This window comes from Acinetobacter minutum, assembly GCF_035916735.1.
Lineage (GTDB): Bacteria > Pseudomonadota > Gammaproteobacteria > Pseudomonadales > Moraxellaceae > Acinetobacter.
Map to the genome: position 1 here is coordinate 26,202 of NZ_JAQIHG010000021.1, position 18,317 is coordinate 44,518.

13 protein-coding genes and 2 pseudogenes are annotated in these 18,317 nt (G+C 38.7%); 7 read left to right on the forward strand and 8 right to left on the reverse strand.

Features of this window, described 5'->3' with window-relative positions:
- Positions 1 to 60: 60 nt before the first annotated feature.
- The 4 genes and pseudogenes from PAE54_RS09245 to PAE54_RS09260 form a co-directional block, all read right to left on the reverse strand.
- Positions 61 to 510: an META domain-containing protein gene (locus PAE54_RS09245; RefSeq protein WP_326519220.1), complete on the reverse strand. Its 450-nt coding sequence runs from the start codon at positions 508 to 510 to the stop codon at positions 61 to 63.
- Between the two features lie 221 nt (positions 511 to 731).
- Positions 732 to 1,256, reverse strand: a complete 525-nt coding sequence (locus PAE54_RS09250; protein ID WP_326519221.1) for a dihydrofolate reductase — start codon at positions 1,254 to 1,256, stop codon at positions 732 to 734.
- Positions 1,253 to 1,540: pseudogene (thyA, locus tag PAE54_RS09255) on the reverse strand (thymidylate synthase); the annotation flags it as partial. The pseudogene thyA and the gene PAE54_RS09250, both read right to left, overlap by 4 nt.
- 138 nt (positions 1,541 to 1,678) lie before the next feature.
- Positions 1,679 to 1,918, reverse strand: a complete 240-nt coding sequence (locus PAE54_RS09260; RefSeq protein WP_326519222.1) for a helix-turn-helix domain-containing protein — start codon at positions 1,916 to 1,918, stop codon at positions 1,679 to 1,681.
- Between the two features lie 122 nt (positions 1,919 to 2,040).
- On the opposite strand from PAE54_RS09260, the gene PAE54_RS09265 reads away from it, so the two are divergent.
- The 6 genes from PAE54_RS09265 (at position 2,041) to PAE54_RS09290 (ending at position 10,787) form a co-directional block, all read left to right on the forward strand.
- Complete coding sequence (locus PAE54_RS09265; RefSeq protein ID WP_326519223.1) at positions 2,041 to 2,493, forward strand: hypothetical protein; 453 nt, start codon at positions 2,041 to 2,043, stop codon at positions 2,491 to 2,493.
- Between the two features lie 139 nt (positions 2,494 to 2,632).
- Positions 2,633 to 4,114 carry a type I restriction-modification system subunit M gene (locus tag PAE54_RS09270; protein WP_326519224.1) on the forward strand — a complete coding sequence of 494 codons (1,482 nt, stop codon included), beginning with the start codon at positions 2,633 to 2,635 and terminating at the stop codon, positions 4,112 to 4,114.
- On the forward strand, positions 4,111 to 5,214 hold the full coding sequence (locus tag PAE54_RS09275) for a restriction endonuclease subunit S (RefSeq protein ID WP_326519225.1): 1,104 nt from the start codon (positions 4,111 to 4,113) through the stop codon (positions 5,212 to 5,214). Before PAE54_RS09270 ends, PAE54_RS09275 begins: the two co-directional genes overlap by 4 nt.
- Before the next feature lie 20 nt (positions 5,215 to 5,234).
- Complete coding sequence (locus tag PAE54_RS09280) at positions 5,235 to 8,678, forward strand: DEAD/DEAH box helicase family protein (RefSeq protein WP_326519226.1); 3,444 nt, start codon at positions 5,235 to 5,237, stop codon at positions 8,676 to 8,678.
- A gap of 14 nt (positions 8,679 to 8,692) precedes the next feature.
- The gene (locus PAE54_RS09285; protein WP_326519227.1) at positions 8,693 to 9,745 is read left to right on the forward strand and encodes a restriction endonuclease; all 1,053 of its coding nucleotides are present in this window, start codon (positions 8,693 to 8,695) and stop codon (positions 9,743 to 9,745) included.
- A 34-nt stretch (positions 9,746 to 9,779) separates the two neighbouring features.
- A complete protein-coding gene (locus tag PAE54_RS09290; RefSeq protein WP_326519228.1) occupies positions 9,780 to 10,787 on the forward strand; it encodes a hypothetical protein in 1,008 nt (335 codons plus the stop codon).
- 8 nt (positions 10,788 to 10,795) lie between these two features.
- Here PAE54_RS09290 and PAE54_RS09295 read toward each other — a convergent pair.
- A pseudogene (locus PAE54_RS09295) lies at positions 10,796 to 11,715 on the reverse strand (IS481 family transposase).
- A 306-nt stretch (positions 11,716 to 12,021) separates the two neighbouring features.
- Here PAE54_RS09295 and PAE54_RS09300 point away from each other — a divergent pair.
- A complete protein-coding gene (locus PAE54_RS09300; protein WP_326519229.1) occupies positions 12,022 to 12,873 on the forward strand; it encodes a thymidylate synthase in 852 nt (283 codons plus the stop codon).
- 149 nt (positions 12,874 to 13,022) lie between these two features.
- Here the strand turns inward: PAE54_RS09300 and PAE54_RS09305 are convergent, their stop codons facing one another.
- From PAE54_RS09305 to PAE54_RS09315, 3 genes are read right to left on the reverse strand one after another with little or no spacing between them, the layout of a single operon-like run.
- On the reverse strand, positions 13,023 to 13,535 hold the full coding sequence (locus tag PAE54_RS09305) for a hypothetical protein (protein ID WP_326519230.1): 513 nt from the start codon (positions 13,533 to 13,535) through the stop codon (positions 13,023 to 13,025).
- Entirely contained in the window at positions 13,532 to 15,634 is a 2,103-nt protein-coding gene (locus PAE54_RS09310; protein WP_326519231.1) for a site-specific integrase, read from the reverse strand. The genes PAE54_RS09305 and PAE54_RS09310 overlap by 4 nt, the downstream gene beginning before the upstream one ends.
- Positions 15,634 to 18,009 (reverse strand): site-specific integrase, encoded by a 2,376-nt coding sequence (locus PAE54_RS09315; protein ID WP_326519232.1) that lies wholly within the window; start codon positions 18,007 to 18,009, stop codon positions 15,634 to 15,636. The genes PAE54_RS09310 and PAE54_RS09315 overlap by 1 nt, the downstream gene beginning before the upstream one ends.
- Positions 18,010 to 18,317 lie beyond the last annotated feature (308 nt).

The window sequence follows — 18,317 nt, forward strand, 5'->3', positions numbered from 1 at the left end:
TGTAGTATCGCTACATCTGGAACCTAAAACTGATCTATTTTGCGGAACCTATCGCTAGGTTTAATCGGCTACCTGGCGATTATTCAGCTGCATCAGTACCTGTCCCTTTCGATCCAGGAGTTGCAAGGTGTGTGCTTCAATTCTGTAAGAGGTCACTTGCTGCAAAGCCTCGCTGAATTGTGAGGCAAGCAGCATGTTGGCATCCCGACACATCATTTTGGTGCTGGACAGTTGGCTGAAGTGCAGCTGATTTTGGCTCAGTTGATAGCTTGCCATAATTCGGTTACAGCCATCTGACCCACGGATCTGTTTGCTTGCTGCATCAAACTGTAAATAGGGCTGAACCTGTAAGTTGGCAGGCAGCACATTCGTCCCTAAATGGGTCAGTGTCCAGCGCTGGGTCTGTAATTGCAGACTATGTAGCGGATGGGCGTTGATCGCTGTGGTGTGACAGGCAGTGAAGAGCAGGCTAGCCGAGAGCATGGCTGCACTAAAGATCGGCTTGAACATGTGAACTTCCCGTAATCATCAGTATGGCAGTTATCAAAACAGAAAATGGCGCAGGGCTCTAGTGCCAATGGTAGGAATTTGTTTGTCTTAATATAAATGACATAACGATAGCGGGAGAGTCCGACCTGCCATCGGTGAGTTGCGATTTGATAACGATGCTTTCGAGCGCTAAATCGGCGAAGAGCATACCTGACGGGGCTGCTCTTCAGAGAAGGTATTTTTTAGTCCGAAGTCCGTTTCTCATAACGGGCGAATTCAAAATGAATGCCGTTATTTTCGTCTACATGTTTTTCACTGCTTACTTGCTCAAACTCAGCCGGGATTTCCGGATAGTAGGCATCCCCTTGAACATCCAGTTCCACATGGGTCAGTTCTAGACGGTCTGCAATCTCCAATGTTTGCTTGAAAATTTCACCGCCGCCGATAATAAACAGAGTGTCTGACTTTTCGCTGGCTTGGACATCTGCAACGGCTTGTTGCAAAGCTGCTTCAATACTATATGCCACCTTAACGCCCGGAAAAGACCAGTTTCGATCACGGGTAATCACCCAGTTCACCCGGTTCGGCAAAGCACGTCCCATCGATTCCAGCGTTTTGCGGCCCATCACCACCACACCACCTTGGGTAATCGCTTTAAAATGTTTTAAATCGGCTGAAATGTGCCAAGGTAAATCATTGCCTTTGCCAATGCAGCGCTGCTGATCGAGTGCAACGACATGCACGACTTCTAAATCTTGATAACTCATACGGCCACCGGTGCCTTGATTGCGGGATGGGACTGATAATCCACAATTTCGATATCTTCAAATTTAAATTCAAACAGGTCTTTCACTGCCGGATTAAGTTTGAGCTGACAGAGTGGCAAAGGCTCACGTGACAACTGCTCTTTGGCCTGTGCAAAATGGTTGGCATATAAGTGAGTGTCGCCCCCGGTCCAGATAAAATCCCCAACGTCCAGCTCACAGACTTGTGCAATCATATGGGTGAGCAGGGCATAGCTGGCGATATTGAACGGCACACCCAGGAAATTTATGCCCCCATTTTTTTGCACAATATGCCCAACTGTATGGTCTTCAATACTATTGTACCACTGTGCATTTTTAATTTTGCACATTTCGACTTTCTTAAATATGTTCAAGAATAGCGATTGGGAAAATATACTTGCCACCTACGTGCCTTCTATAAAGGTTTTTTCTAGAAAATGGATTATAGATATATCCAATACAGTTAACCAATCATTCAGTTCCAATATATCTAATCTTCTATCCAGGTTTTCAACTTTTGCAATATAGGATTGAGGTTTATTTAAAGATGCAGCAAGTTCTACCTGAGTAACTTTTTTTAACTCACGTATAGCAATAAGTTCTTGTATCAGTTTTCTATATCGAGGGTCGTGTATTGAGCTCATAGCTCAAGATGTTGTACTATTGGCAAAAATATCCCAAAATAGGATATTTTTACTAATTTGAGATAATGCGGTAGATTTGTATGTATGTAAATCAAACTCTTAAGAGTTGTTTGGTTAAATTTTTGGCAACCACGACCTTTAAGGCAAAAGAGTTCAAAGATATCAGGAAGATGTTTATTGAAGCGTATCCAGAATTTAAGGCAAAAGAGTTTTATCAAAAAATCTATCACATTGTTAGGCAACTAGAAGAATGCGGTTTTATATCTGTTGATAATTCGACAGTTATCTATACATATACATCAGTGTATAAGAGTTCTGATTTGCTTGCATATTTAGCAAGTGAAACTGCTTCATCTACGATTCAAGAACAGTTATGTCAAGATTACACTCGACTTGAAGAAGAGATGAATAAAGTAAAATTAGAGATAGAAATATTAGCCAAATATATGCGTTTATACCCAATAATAGTTGATAAGATCTCTCGTTGCGTATTGGATGCGCAAATGTATTTGAAGAGTCTCCAATCAGAAATCACTGTGTTAAATAAACTTATAGCTTGTATTTCAAAAAGTTGACGAGTAGCGAAATTTTTAATTTTGTTTATTTAAATATTAACTATCTATTATCGGAATTAATTTGATAAAGAATCAATCAAATAGCTTTTTTTCTTGATTTCTCCCACAATACCCTCAAAGAAATTTGAGAGTCATCAGCGTGATTACAGGCGATATTAAAAGCAAAATTGATCAAATTTGGGATGCGTTTGCAAGTGGTGGTATTTCTAATCCACTTGAAGTGATTGAGCAAATGACCTATTTGCTGTTTATTCGCCGCTTGGATGAAATTCAGATCAGCAAAGAAAAGAAAGCCAACCGACTACAACAGCCTTTAGAAAACCCAATTTTTAGCCCTGAGCAAGATGCTTTACGCTGGTCTAAGTTCATTACTTTGGGCGATCCAGCAAAGCTCTACGAAATTATCAGCCAAGAGGTTTTTCCTTTCATCAAGAACTTGGGGAGTGAAGATAACACGACCTACAGCCATCACATGAAGGATGCCCGTTTTACCATCCCAACACCTGCACTTTTAACAAAAGTTGTTGACCTGTTGGCTGCTGTGCCAATGGATGACAAAGACACCAAAGGTGATATTTACGAATATATGCTTGGCAAGATTGCCGCTGCAGGTCGAAACGGCCAGTTCCGTACTCCACGCCATATCATCAAGATGATTGTGGAGCTGATGCAGCCTAAACCAACCGACACCATCTGTGACCCTGCCTGTGGTACAGCCGGATTTTTGGTGGCCGCCAGTGAATACCTGAACCAGCATTACGCCACTGAAATTTTTGCTTCACCGGAAACCACCAAACGCTTTAGTGAAGAAACCTTCTTTGGTTATGATTTTGACAGCACCATGCTGCGTATTGGTTCCATGAACATGATGCTGCACGGTGTAGAAAATCCAAGTATTGAAAACCGTGACTCTTTAAGCGAAGCGCATTCCCAGATCGAAAGTAAATACAGCCTAATTCTTGCCAATCCTCCTTTTGCAGGTAGCTTGGACTATGAAAGCTGTGCCAAGAATATTCAGGCCATCGTTAAGACTAAAAAGACCGAATTGCTGTTTTTAGCCTTGTTCTTGCGCTTGCTGAAAACTGGTGGTCGTGCTGCGATTATTGTGCCGGATGGCGTGTTATTTGGTTCATCGACTGCACATAAAACCTTGCGTAAGAAAATCGTAGAAGAGCAACAGCTTGAAGCGATTATTTCCATGCCTTCTGGCGTATTTAAGCCCTATGCAGGGGTTTCAACTGCCATCATGATTTTCACCAAAACTGAATCTGGCGGTACAGATAAAGTCTGGTTCTATGACATGCAGGCTGATGGCTATTCGCTGGATGACAAGCGTAATGAGTTAGATGGCTCCAAGCATGAAAACAACAATATTCCTGATATTCTTGCGCGTTTTAGAAACTTGCAGGCTGAGAAAGATCGTAAAGCAACTGAACAAAGCTTCCTGGTTGATAAAGCCGATATTGCAGCCAATGGTTATGACCTGTCGATTAACCGTTACAAGGAAGTGGTATATGAACAAGTGGAATATGAAGCACCAAGCAAGATTTTGGCGGATTTAGAGCTGCTTGAGCAGGACATTCTTAAAGGAATGAATGAGCTTAAGGAGATGTTGAAATGACGTTTCCAGTATCTAAATTTACAGATATTGTCTTAGATAAATCAGGTGGTAATAAAAAATTATCTCAAGATTCCTTTCTATCTGAGGGAACTTATCCTGTCATTGATCAAGGTAAAAATTTTATAGCAGGATTTATAAATGATAAGGAGTACTTAGTTAAAAGTACCGATTTACCTGTTGTAATTTTCGGTGACCATACTAAAGCCATCAAATATGTGGATTTCCCTTTTGTAATGGGTGCCGATGGAGTAAAAGTTCTTAAACCAAAGCCCGAATGTGATACTAAATATTTATATCAATATCTTAGATATGCCAAAATCCCTGATGCCGGATATAGTAGACATTATAAGTTTCTAAAAGAATTAAACATTCCACTCCCATCCCTCGATGAACAACGCCGAATTGCTTCCATTTTGGATAAAGCCGATGAATTACGCCAAAAACGGCAGCAAGCGATTGAAAAGTTAGATCAGCTTTTACAAGCCACGTTTATTGATATGTTTGGCGATCCTGTACTTAATAACAAAAAATTTCCAACCAAAATTCTTGGTGAATTAGGAAATTGGTCGAGTGGTGGAACCCCTTCTAGAACTGAGCCTAATTATTTCAGAGGAGAAATTCCTTGGTATACCTCTGGTGAGTTAAATGCAGTTTATATAGAAGATAGTATTGAGAGAATTTCAGAATTAGCTATCGAAAGGTCTTCTACAAAATTAATACCTGTAGGTTCATTATTAATCGGCATGTATGATACGGCAGCTTTTAAGTCTAGTATCACAACAATACCTTCAGCATGTAATCAAGCAATTGCTTTTAGTAAACTAAATTCTAATTTAGTGAATACTCTATATATTTATTTCGCGATTCAGCTTAGCAAAGATTCACTAAAGAAAATGCAGCGAGGAGTTCGTCAAAAGAACTTAAATCTATCTATGGTTAAAGGAATTTCTATTCCCATTCCAGACATTGAACTTCAGAATAAGTTTGCAAAGATTCATGAAAAGTTTTTTGAACAGAAGGTTCAATTGAACTATCATGACGATGAGTTATATAAGCTTTTTAAATCATTACAAAACCAAGCATTTAGCGGAAATTTATAAAATATTTTGAGGGGATATAAATGAGTAACTTTCAGTTTCTTGAACAGGCGTTTCCAAAACTGGCGGAAACTGCGATAGGAGCTGAAAAGCTGGTTTATATCTACCCTCAAGCCGCTCTCATGTGTGCGCGTCAATCGCTGGAAAGTCTGGTGCTGTGGTTATATCAATACGATAAAAAACTGATACAGCCCTTCGATTCCAAATTACAAAATCTGCTGAACGAGCCAAAATTCCAAGCTCTTGTTCCCCCCTATATTTGGGACAAAATGGACAATATCCGCATGGTGGGCAACAGTGCGGTACATGGTAAAAAATTCAAACAGATTACCAGCGAAGAAGCCGTTAAACATATCAGCCATCTGTTTCTGATTTATGTCTGGTTTGAGCGTAATTATGGCTCACCGACCAAAGACCGTTCACAGCCGATTCTGTTCAATCCCAATCTGATTCCGAATTCTTGCACGGATCAACAGGTCAAAGCTGATAAAGAACAATTACAAAAAGAGGCTGAGGCAAAAGAACAAGAGTTCGCTGAAAAACATAAGGCATTGCGTGAACAGGAACAAAAACTCTTTGAGCTGTCTGCCAGCCTGGAAGAACGTGAAAAACTGCTGGCGAATATTGATGCTGAGCTGGCACAAAAACGTCTGGAAGTAGAACAGGCCAAACTTGCCAACAGTAAAGCGGTAGACCCGACTGACTACAAAGAAGACGAAACCCGCAAGCTCAAAATTGACCTGTTGCTTGAAGAAGCAGGCTGGGAAATTGGCAATACGGCAAAAGAAGAAGTGCCTGTCACGGGCATGCCAAGCAACTCAGGTGAAGGCTTTGTCGATTATGTGCTGTATGGTGCAGATGGCTTGCCTCTAGCTGTGGTCGAAGCCAAACGCACTTCGGTTGATCCTGAAGTGGGCCAACAACAAGCCAAGCTGTATGCTGACTGTTTAGAGAAGCAGACAGGACAACGCCCCGTTATTTTCTATACCAATGGTTATCGCACCCGAATCTGGAATGATGTCCAAGGTGGCCCACCGCGTCTGGTGCATGGTTTCTATACACAGGCAGAATTGCATCGCCTGATCGAAAGACGTAAAAACAATCCCGATCTCAGCAGTTTCCCGATCAATCACGAGATTGTCGAACGCTACTACCAGACTCGTGCCATCAAAGCCATGCTTGCCGCGTTTCAGCGTAAAGAACGCGCAGGCTTGCTAATCATGGCAACAGGAACAGGTAAAACCCGCACCGCGATTGCCTTGGTCGATGTACTGATGAAAGCCAATGTGGTGCAAAAGGTACTGTTCCTTGCGGATCGTACCTCATTGGTGGTACAGGCAACCAATGCTTTTAAAGCCAACCTGAAAGATGCAGCACCTGTCAATCTGGTGGAAAGCAAAACCCAGAATGGCCGTGTTTATCTCTCTACCTATCAAACCATGATGGGCCTGATTGATGAGATGAATGCCGATGGGACACGCAAATACGGCACAGGCATGTTTGATCTGATTATTGTCGATGAAGCCCACCGTAGCGTTTATCAGAAATATGGTGAAATCTTTAAATACTTCGATAGCCTGTTGGTCGGTTTGACTGCAACCCCTCGGGATGAGGTTGATCGTGACACCTATGCCTTGTTCGGCTTGGAAAGCGGTGTCCCAACGGACTACTATGACCTGGATCAAGCGATTGCCGATGGCTATCTTGTTCCACCAAAAGCTTATTCTGTACCGCTAAAATTCATGCGTGAAGGTGTCAAATACCATGAGCTTTCAGATGCAGAAAAAGAGCATTGGGAAAGTCTGGATTGGGGTGATCAGGAAACACCTGATGAAATCAGTGCATCACAGATCAACAAGCAACTGTTCAATACCGATACTGTAGACAAGATGCTGCGACATCTGATGGAAAATGGCATCAAGGTGGAAGGTGGAGACCGGTTGGGTAAAACCATTCTCTTTGCCGTCAATCAGAAGCATGCAGAGTTTATTGCGGATCGCTTTAATCACAACTATCCGCACTATGACGGCAAGTTCGCCCGAGTCATTACTCATTCCACCAAATATGCACAAAGCCTGATTGATGACTTTAGCAAGAAGGATTTGCCAGAGCCTCAGATCGCCATCTCAGTCGATATGCTCGACACCGGGATTGATGTGCCGGAAGTGGTCAATCTGGTGTTCTTTAAGGCAGTACGCTCCAAAGTTAAGTTCATACAGATGATTGGTCGTGGCACTCGATTGTGTAAAGACCTGTTTGCCCCTGAGCACCACAAATCTGAATTCTATATTTTCGACTACTGTTCAAACTTTGAATACTTTAATGAAAACCCTCAAGGTGCGCCAGTTTCTACAACTGAGCCATTAGGACAGCGCTTGTTTAAAGCTCGCTTGAACATTCTCAGTCTATTGAACACACCTGATTATCAGACTGAAGAACTCAAAGCAGTTAAGGCTGAGGTGCGAGATGGTTTGCATGCTGAAGTCATGGCGATGAACAAAGACAACTTCATCGTCCGAAGTGAATTGAAGCATGTAGAGCATTTCAAAAACAAAGCATCTTGGGATCAGTTAGATGATCTCGCTATCGGTACACTCCGAGAACATATCTCCAAGCTTCCAAATGAGCTGGAACAGGACAGCTTGGAAGCCAAACTATTCGATATGCTCTGCTACAACATTGAACTGGCGGTCTTGGAAAACAATGCCAAAGCGGTTGAAGGTTATGTGAATCGGGTGATTGAAATCGCGTCCAAGCTCGAAACCAAGGCCAATATTCCAGTGATTGCAGCGCAAATCCAACTGATTCAGGACATCCAGACGCAGGAATACTGGACAGACATTACCTTGCCGATGCTGGAGTCGATGCGTACACGCATTCGTGGCTTGGTAAAACTCATCGAGAAAACCACCTCTACCATTGTCTATTCGATGCTAGATGATGAAATTGGCCCAGCAACACAAATTTCTATTCCTGTAGTGGCAACAGGGGTCAACATTGCCCAATACCGTAAACGTGTAGAAAGCTTTATCAAAGCCAATGAAAACCACATTACCATCGCCAAATTAAAGCGTGGCCTAACCTTAACACCTACAGATTTGAATGAGCTTGAACGCTTTGTATTTGAAGCACAGGAAGTTGAAAGTAAAGAAAAATTTGAACAATGCTTTGGCACAGACCAACCATTACCGCTATTCATTCGCTCTTTAGTAGGATTAGATCGCCAGGCAGTACAGCAAGCCTTCTCAAAATATCTGCAAGGTACAACCTACAACGAGAAACAGATTCGTTTTATAGAAATGATGATTGAGCATCTGACCCAGCGTGGTGTGCTAGAAGCCTCTCAACTGTATGAACCACCTTTTAACCAGATCCACTATGAAGGCATTGATGGTGTGTTTAATGATGGCGATGCTGATGAAATATTTGAGGTAGTGGAAGCGTTTAATCAGAGTGCAGTGGCTTAAACAGGTAATATAATATGGCTGTATGGTTAGTAAGAGCGGGTTCACAAGGTGAGTATGAAGAAAGGTTTTTGAGTACATCAAAAGCCTATGTAACTTGGGATAACTTGCATTTAGATTTAAAAAAAATTGTTAATCGTGAAGATTTAATTGCTGAATTAGTAAAAACAGATCCAGATGCAAAACCTCGAAAGCTTTCAAATCATGCCAGTCAAATCTGGCCATTCATTCATACGATGAATATCGGTGATCGAATTGTTCTACCCTCTAAACTACAGCCCGTTATTTATATAGGCGTTATCACTTCTGAATATTCCTATGACCCTGAAGCTATTGATCCTTTTAAACATTCACGTTCAGTGAAATGGTTAGCGACTGGAATTCCAAGATCTCATTTTTCTCAGGATATTCTGTATAGCTTTGGGGCTTTCATGACTATTTGCCGTATACAGAGAAATAATGCTGAAGAACGTTTACTTGCAATGGAAAAAAACTCATGGCAACCAGAAAACTTGCATCAGGTCATAAAATTTGAAGGAGTTCAAAAAGAGATTGCCATTGAAGATGCTTCAGATGAATCTAGTTCAGTTGATTTAGAATTTATAGGGCAAGATCAAATTAGAAAAGTGATCGAATCGAAATTTAAAGGTCATAGATTAACGTTATTAGTCAAAGCAGTATTAGAAGCCCAAGGATATACATGTTGGCAAAGTCCAGAAGGCGCAGATGGTGGTGTTGATATTCTTGCTGGCGATGGTCCTATGGGTTTTGGTCAACAGCAGATATGCGTGGAAGTGAAATCAGGAGATGGACAAGTAGATCGTCCAACAGTAGATAAGTTGATTGGGGCGATGACAAAGTTTAATACTAAGCAAGGCTTATTTGTCGCTTGGGGTGGCTTTAAATCTAATGTGCAAAAAGAATTAGCCTCTAGCTTCTTTAGAGTTAGGCTTTGGACACAGAATGATTTGTTAAATCAAATTTTTCTAAATTATGAAAAGTTGAATGACGACATCAAAGCTGAATTACCGTTAAAGCGTATTTGGATTATCTCAAATGCTGACGTTTAAGCTAAGTACAGTTTAATTTAAAAAAAGTAAGATTATGAAATATATAGATAAAAACAAAGATCTAAAAGACTACACTCTCATTCATGAGAGTGTAGTTTTAAAACTGGATACTAAAGCAAAAGAATTGTTAGGATATTTTTTTGATGCTTTAAATTTTATATATTCCGAAATTGAGAAAAATAATAATATTCAAAATATTAATTATTTCTTACTAAGTTTAAAGCCTAAGATTGATAGCATTATAGGAGCAAAAAATAAAGAAGTAATCTATCATTTGCTTAATATTGCTTTAGCACAATGGTTTAAAGAAGATATCGGGTCTGCTTACTTGAAAATAGATAAGCCTAGTAAAATTTTAAAAAACAATAAAATATCATTACCTTTTCCTTATTGTTCAAATGTAGACTTTATCAGTCCCGATATTTATGAAAAACATTTATATTCCTACCATGATCCCTACATTAAGATATTGAAAGTTAAAAATATTTTTATAGCCCAGATTGCTTTTTATCAAGCCCCCTTATACGAAAAAAAAATTCAAATCAAAGGGAATTGTGAACAACCTAAATATTCACAACAGAAAAAGAAACCAAAAGTTGAATTACATAACCAAGGGGATAAACATCATGAAGATTATAGAAAATATTTATCTAAATACAAGAAAGAGTCGACAACCACTACGCCAAAAAATAATAATTGGCATGAAAAAAATAATAGCCCTGGATTACTAAATATAGAAAAAACTGAAAATTTAAAAAATAAAGATTACAAAAGCAAAGAATCAAGTAACTATGGATTTTGGAAAAAATATCTTGAACGTTTTAAGAGTACCAACAACATCGATGCTGAGATGGTTTCAGAAATTCTAGAGGCTTTTAAAGAGGTTGATGCTAAACGATCTGAGAGTAATCGAAAATATTTGCAAGAATATTATAAGAATGGAAACTTTGGGAAATTTGGGTTACCACAGGCTAAGTGGAGACATGGTACATATGGAATCAATTCAAAAGAACCAGATTTTTTTAGCAAGATAAAGGATTAGACTGCTATCTAGGTGTTTAGTCCCGGCATTTGATGGATCGGATCAATCTTAAAAAGTTCAGGTTCATCTGTCTACTGTTTACAGATGAATTCGTAGGGAGTCAGGCCCTTGAGTGTTTTGAGTCTGCGGCAGAAGTTGTATGTGGCAATAAAATCAGCAAGGTGAATGCATAGCTGAGTGTGATCGTCGTAATGGAACTGTTTGACAGTAGCTTCCTTAATCGTTCGGTTCATCCGCTCGACCTATCCATTAGTCCATGGATGCTTGACCCTGGTGAGGCGATGTTCAATGCTACATTCTACAAACCCGATCAAAGATGTGCTCAGAGGCGTAGCGATCACAGGTGCGGTTCGTGAACTGGATGCCGTTATCCGTCAGCACCATATGTATGCTGTAGGGCAAACTGTGCGGCTACCATCTTATCGGCTCTGGTATGCACTTCGGTGAACGCGAACTTGGAAGTGCGATCAATGGCAACGAAAAGATAAAGCTTACCCTGTGCTGTTTGCATCTCAGCGATGTCGATATGGAAGTAACCGATCGGGGTAGCTATTGAAGCGCTTCTTGACAGGACGATCACCTTGCACCTCAGGCAGCCGTGAAATACCATGCCGCTGCAAGCAGCGGTGTAACGAGGAGCGCGTCAGATAAGGAACGCTCGGCTGCAAGACATAAAGACAATCGTCTAGCAGCAACAAAGTGGGTTTTCGAAAAGCAACGATTGCCGCCTTATCTTCAGGCGATAACACGCTTGAGCGAGGATTCTTTGGCCCGGTTGTCAGATCATCTACTGAAGTGCGTTTCTTCCATTTTGCGACTGTTTTTTGATTGATGCCTTGGCTAGCGCTCTTAAGCTCTCTTGACTATTTTGTATTGCTCGACGCACTGCCTGTGTCATTGTGGCGCTGCTGTGTAGAACTTGTCCCATAGTGCTTCCTTCCATTTATGTGAGAATATTGCACCATCAAAATCTGGGACTAAACACCTAGATAAACACGTAGTCAATTTAGGGGTTATCTAGTGTCTGTGTGCTGAACTGTCTTTTTTAAATTTGTGCAAAGAAGTACTAAAAATCTATAATACATTATGAGCTCATCAAGGTGAAAATTCGTAAAGGTTCCATGCCATTGAAAATGTAATCTAATGAGAGAAATCAACCATAATTTAGCCTGATTAGTTATATGAATTTATGAACTATGAAGTAGTTTTTGGTTAGTACAATTAAGGTAGTTAAATGAAGCAATATCTAGATTTGTGTCAACGCATAGTTGATGAAGGCATATGGGTTGAAAATGAACGAACTGGAAAGCGTTGTTTAACCGTTATTAATGCTGATTTAGAGTACAATGTGGGGGCTAATGAATTTCCCTTAGTGACTACTCGGAAAAGTTATTGGAAAGTAGCTATTGCAGAGTTATTAGGCTACCTGCGTGGATATGATAATGCTGCTCAGTTCAGAGCGATTGGCTGTAATACTTGGAATGCCAATGCTAATGAAAATGGAGCTTGGTTAGCTAACCCTTATCGTAAAGGTGAAGATGATATGGGGCGAGTATATGGTGTTCAAGGACGCCATTGGCGTAACTCTGAGGGAAAAGAGTTTGATCAACTTCGTAAGATTTATGATGACCTACGTAATGGCATTGATGATCGTGGTGAGATTCTGACATTCTATAACCCTGGCGAATTCGATATGGGGTGCTTACGACCATGTATGCATACTCATACCTTCTCTTTGGTAGGGGATACATTGTACTTAACTTCATCTCAACGTTCATGTGATGTGCCATTAGGTCAAAACTTTAATCAAATTCAAGTTTTTACTCTACTTGCTTTGATGGCTCAAATCACAGGATATAAAGCAGGAAAGGCATACCATAAAATTGTGAATGCACATATCTATGAGGATCAGTTGGAACTCATGCGTGATGTTCAACTTAAACGTGAACCTTATCCTGCACCAAAGCTTCATATTAACCCTGATATTAAGACGCTTGAAGATATTGAAACATGGGTGACATTAGATGACTTTGAGGTTGAAGGTTATCAGTATCATAAAGCAATCGCTTATCCATTTTCAGTGTAAGTAAATATCGGTAACTGTCAGATCAGGTTTGAGCTAGTACAATAAGCTTCTCACTCATTCTCATTTGCGGTCTATCAGTTATTTGGTGCGATTCATATAGATCAAAGCTAGGCAACTTGATCAAAACGAACGACTTTTGCTTTTTAAGATTAATGTCGAAGCTGATCTGTATTAACGTGAATTGATTCCAATAACTCTTTTAATTGGTTGATCTCCTTTTCAGCTTCAAAAAGCGACTTATGATCAGTTTGGTATAATATTTTATAATGATCTCGTGATGCTTTCATTTCTCTATACTGTGCCATGTAATGATCAAGTTGACGCTTAATATCTTGATGTTGATTAAACCAATAGATAACCTCAGTTCTTGTGTGTGTTAATTGCTGTTCTAGTGAGTTTGAATTGTCAGCATTGTCTATGTTCAATGCTTCTTTAGATTGATTTGTCTCTGTTCTTCGAGCTTCTTTAATTGCATTAAGTCTTCGGATAGGTTCCTTTCGGTTGTTAATCGTATTTCGATGAATCCCTGTGAGTTTTGATAGTTGTGCAACAGTTGTCTTTAGCTTTTTGTTGCGCTCAATTTGAAGCAATGCATTCTCAATTTTCAAGGTATTTGCTTCATAATTTTCACTGTTTTTTTGATCATAAGCTTGATTCATCATAGTTCAACCTTTTCGCCAAGATTTTTCAAAACCATTTCAGCTTCATTCATGGCAGCTAATATGTTCGTACGAAGGTGATCATATTCTGGTTTGTTGAGATTTGCTTTATTCACTATATAGACTTCACGCCATTTAGGAGCATGTTTTATAGTGACAATAGCCTGTTTGCATCGAGCTGGGTTACAGCGTAAGGAGCCAATACATGGTAAATCAGGATCGTCTTTTTCCTGTCTATTGCCATAGCAGAGGCCTTGTCCCATATATACAACGGCAGTGCCTTGATCAGCCATTGCATCATATATATCGTCTTCGGTATAACCCTCAGCTATATATCCTTGAAATACCTTAATTAGATTTTTTTTATGCTCATCTGCTTTACCACCATAATATGTTCCACTTGGGTTGTGAGCATTTTTGATAGCTTCTAATTCAGCAGAGTGTCTCAATGATTTTTTTCCGATCCTACTTCCATCCTTTGAGAGCATTTCACCTATTTCTCCATAGCCTAACGTCACTGCTGCCGTGGTGCCAGTAGAGGTAAATTTGTTAATACCTTCTACGAAGTGTTTCAATTGAAATGATATTAAAGGTAGACCAACTTCAGCTCTAAATAGTTGGTAGGTTAGAGTGTGCCGTAGCATATAGGGATTAAATTTAATCTGATTGGCTGTACTTTCCCCCAAAAGTTGACCAATAAAATTATTCATTTGATGAGTGATACCTGTACTGTTCATAGATGTTGGCAAACTAGTAGGGTGAACAGTATCCATATTAGAAGTGAGATATGGTGATGATTTAATTTTTGCAATATAAGACGCTGCTAATATAGCATCTCTAACAATTGGTATAGCCACCCAGCGATCATCAAACAAGCCAGTATTTATCTCTTGTTGATGCTTTTTGACAGTGCTTTCAATGAGCCAGACTCCATCATCCTCTACTAAGCATGAACAATCTTTTACTTTTACTTCTGCTAATTCAGATGGTCTCATACCTGTATATTGGCCGACTAGGTACAAACATGAATATGCTACTAGACTGAAATATTCTCGAAGTTTATCTAATTTGTATTTGCGATTCTTTAAGGCTTTTCGCAGACTTAGTCCACATGCTAAACCATTTTTAGTCCTCATCCAATCATAGGGTTCAATTAGCCCTAAAACAAAACTTGAAGAGTACCCTTTAGTTCTTAATCGAAGTGCAATATATGCATTGAGAATTTCGTGACTAACTCTCTCTTGGTTTGCCCAAGAAGAATATTTGCTTGCTTTGAAACGATCTAAGGTATTTATATCTAATATTTTTGATTTTTCTCCTATAGCATCTAAAAAGTCTACAATGATGAAGGATGCAATCTTAGATAAATATTCGAATACATTATCTGGGAGAACTTGCTCTTTCTTTTTTTTATGAATATTGGGTGGTTTTTTCCAATTTAAGTTATTTAATTCTACATAGGGGATAGGTTTATTAAATACATATTTAGTTGAACTAGGACTACGTAGATATTCAAAAAATTTATCTAATTCATTGTTTTTTATACGTTGATAGTATTTAGCAGCTTTATGATAATGTGCTGGGGTTACATTTGATAGTGTTTTAATCTCAGTTTGAACAAATTCATAACCAAGTTCCTGATTTAATTGTTTGAATATTTCATTAATAAAGGTTAAGCCATTCTCAAAAATAGGAATTAATGAATTAGCTTTTATGATGCCTTTACCATGTTTTTTTTTACCATTACGTTGAGGTCGAAATATAACGTTATTGAGTAAAGCGAGCTCAAAGATGACTTTTAGTTCTGTTAAAATAAATTTTGGAATATCATTGTATTTTGAAAAATCAATGCGTAGTTTTGCACCTTGGACATTACGTGCGGCATTAGGATAATCTGAGTTAAAATCCCAAATATAATCGGAAAATTTAGAAATTTTCGATATATGTCTTTCCATGAGCTGATTTATATATACATTAGACTCAATATATTCTTGTTGGAGGCATGGCTGAGCTAAATCGGTACCAAAAATTGGATTATTTATTAAGTTGAAATGATGCGTTGCAAAACTTGTCAATATATTTAGCTTTGTTTCAGTATTCATTAGACAGCCCCATCTATCAATATAGTGGTATCAATATATTCAGATGCAATTCTTCCATGCTCAAGCTCTGGTATTGAAAAATCAGATAGTTCAGGGACTATAATCTCATTTATGAGTTCTAGATTGTCTCGAATAATATGTCCGTAGGGTGTGTCCATGACACGAGTATTTTCTAAAAGAAATTTGTAATCACGATGCATTGCAAAAATTTGAGGAAGATGCATAACTGAAATTACGACATTGTCGCAATGTAAGCATTTGTTATATTGTGAGCATGGAGTACCTTGTACATAAGATGCCAATTTTTTTACAAACTCTGGCGGATTAAAAATATTTTTGCACTCAGCTAAAGGCGTTCTAAACTTTACTAATCCATCCTCATTTTTGACTTCTATTTTTTGGGGTTTTTCTTCGGGTTGTTCATCCAAAGTCGATTGATGTATGTCTGACAGTTGATTATCTAACTTTATTCTACTTATGGCATTAAAGTCTAAAGAGTCGATATAACCAATAGTTGTCTGTATAGACGCATGTCCTAACATCAACTGAATATCACGCATAGGTACATCAGCTATGAGCATTTCACTCACAAAAGTTGGCCTAAACCGACTTATTGTTAGAATTAATGGTTGGCCTTTGTCATCTTTTAACTGATATTTATCAACAAATTTAGCAATAGTATCTCCTAATGCTTTGTCATTGTCCTCATTAGGTCCTAAGATGGGAGCTATTCTCTGATGACTTTTTGTACTATTTGATTGATAGATAAACAACCTATTTTTGACAGTTTCACTCTTACTATTGTGCCTAAAGCTGCTTGTTAATTGAGTTACTTCCTGAAAAATACTTTGTACAGTCTCAGCTTGGCTTGATGTCAGCCAAGTGATCTTGGCTTTGATTAAATCTAGATGATATTCTTTTGCACCGTCAGATCGTTCTTTCCAGTATCTAAGACAAGGCCTTGATGTAGCAGGATGCTCAAGTGTAAAGTCTTCTATGTCGAGAGCGAGTAATGAATTTGTATTCATACCTGTGACTTGAGCTAGTTTTAACAAGTAAGGTAAGAGGATGTCTATTCCGATCATAAGAGTGACTCCCCACTCTTTATATACGTCGTTTAGCCTTTTCCCTGAATCCTGAATAATTTTGAGAAAAGCTTTCTGACTTCGTGTTTTTGCTGTGTTGTGATAAATAGGCTTACAATTCAATAAGTTTTCAAACAACCAACGAGCATTATCTAGAGTTGATAATCCTTTAATTCGATATCCATATTGATCGAGAGGATTCTTGCCAATACCAGTTTTTTTATACGGTTCGAGAATTAATTTAGACTCAGCAATACCTCTGTCGATAGCTTCTAATATTTGCAGACGTTCATTTTGTTTAAAGGGTTTCTTAATATCGGTTTGTCTATATACATCGAAGCCAATTACATCGAAAAAACTGTATTCTATATCTTGTATCTGAGTTAGCCTTCTTAATGATCTACGTGCAGCACTTAAATAGGTTTCTGCGAGACTGCTTGAAATATCTCTGTCTATTATTTTATCTTCTAAATATTTTCTAAATCTAGATAGTAGATGTTCATCGAAAGTATCTACAATTCTTAACGGGTTATTTCCATAGAGATAAGAAAGAAATTTGATAAAGTGATTGCATGCACCCTGGTAGTTATATTTTCCTGATTGAGAAGGTACAGTTTTAGATTGGGAGGCAAATAGTTGCTCTATTTGAATAAAGGGTTCTGATTCAGAAGGTTCATTGAAGTCAATAATACTAGTAAGTTTAAGAGTAGATAATCTATTGAAACGATCTTTAAAGGTTTCGTTAGATGTTTCCTGACGAATTTGTCTTTCATGATTTCGTTCGGAAACAGTCTTATAACTAGCACTCACTAGCCCTTTTTCTTTAAGGTCTTGATGAATGTAATCCCAAGCATCCTGAACAACGCTTAATCTTAAATGATATCTTGTTACAGGGCGTTGCTCTTCAGGTATTTTTCCAAGTGAAATCTTATTGCCAAAAATAGGTAAGTGACTTTTATTTTCTGGCGATAGCTCTCGATACCAATTGAGTAGTTTTCTCCTCGCCTCTATGCCAGCTACTTCATCGCTATCATTTGGGATGACCAAAATGCCTCTGCTAATCATCTGTTGAATAACGGGATATACAAGCTCTCTGTGTTTAGATGCAGAATTTCTTGAAATGCCTAAAGTAGATACGAGATAGCTAACATCGACATTAAATTTTAAAAGTGTATTAGCCTTGCTAATTGGTATTCGCCATAGATCATCTATATTTTCAATAACATTTGATACCCAATCTGAGATTATAGATTCAACATCTTTGATTTGGCTTATTTCCTTATTTCTCATTTTTTGTCTCTAATACTAATTTTTAGTTGTGTGGTTTCACACAGACGTCTCATTTTTTCTGCTCTTGTTAATAGCTGGCCATTTTCATTACACATAGCGTTATAAATGTCGTGGGGAATACTGGTATATATTTGCGTGGTATCGAGTTGGTTATGTCCTAAATTTTTTTGCAAAATCACAAGTCGGTCTAGGAAGTCGATCCCCAAATCTTGCGATTGCAATAGGGCATAATGTAATAGCCCCCAATTAAAACGGACACTTCTCAATTAAGACCTAGTCATAGCACTAGGGTTAAGGAGTGTTCTATG